The organism is Treponema endosymbiont of Eucomonympha sp. (genome assembly GCF_001028545.1).
This window is the reverse complement of sequence record NZ_BBPW01000285.1, coordinates 1-815: the sequence shown is the minus strand read 5'-3', so window position 1 is coordinate 815 and position 815 is coordinate 1. Positions and strand designations below refer to the sequence as shown.

Sequence of the window (815 nt, the reverse complement as noted above, 5' to 3'; positions counted from 1 at the left end):
ACCGCGTCGAAGGCAAAGACTACGTGGTCGAAGACGGCGACGTCATGTTCTTCAAGTTCAACGTGTAATAAGTGTTTCCAGCGTGCAGTGCAGGTAATAACCTTATAAGTAAAGCTATTTCTTTGGCGTCTTTCACCTAGTTTTCTCGTTTTCTTTAATGCCTCGTGAGCATCGGGGTGTGCTCTGATCTATGTCGAATCCGGCGAAAAAACCTTCGCTTCAACTATGTTTTCCGGCTGGAGTTTGGCGGGAACCTGTTCTTATACGCCGTTTTTTTGCCCAACGATAAACCGCGCACGTAAATGATGTGCCATTTGTCGAAATTTTCGGGCATCGCCAGCCACGAGCACCCGTTTCTGCATATATAGACAAGCGCGTAGCACCATCAGGTTTTCTATCTTTACGTTCCCGCGTTGTTTTCGGCAGCAGTTTCTTTATCCGTCGGTATTGTTCTTCGGTTAGTTCCATACTCTGTTTTATTGTATTTTGCTTCGTATGAATATTCCCTAATAAAAGCATTCTTTTATTTGTAATATTTCTATCAAGGACAACAGAATATTCAATTCATTGCTTATTTTCCCGTCTAAAGCTGCGGTGATTTTAGCACATATATGGTGCAAGAAATAATATTGATATACGGCATCGGCAAAACCACGCTATGTCTCGCCTTAATTTTGTATACCACCGCATGAAGTGGCAGCGAATTAGTGGCAATGCACCGTCGGCTTGCGCTTTTAACTGGGCGGCGGTATCATGCGGGTAATAACGCATACGTCAGGAGAAAGCATGAAACGGGTGCTTGTTTTTTTTGCGGA

The 815-nt window shown here is 43.8% G+C and carries 1 protein-coding gene; it reads left to right on the top strand.

Features of this window, described 5'->3' with window-relative positions; all coding sequences use genetic code 11:
• Positions 1-68, top strand: a 68-nt coding sequence (locus AWU74_RS13535) for a DUF933 domain-containing protein (protein ID WP_162504962.1), incomplete at its 5' end; no start/stop codon positions are given.
• Positions 69-815: the final 747 nt, after the last annotated feature.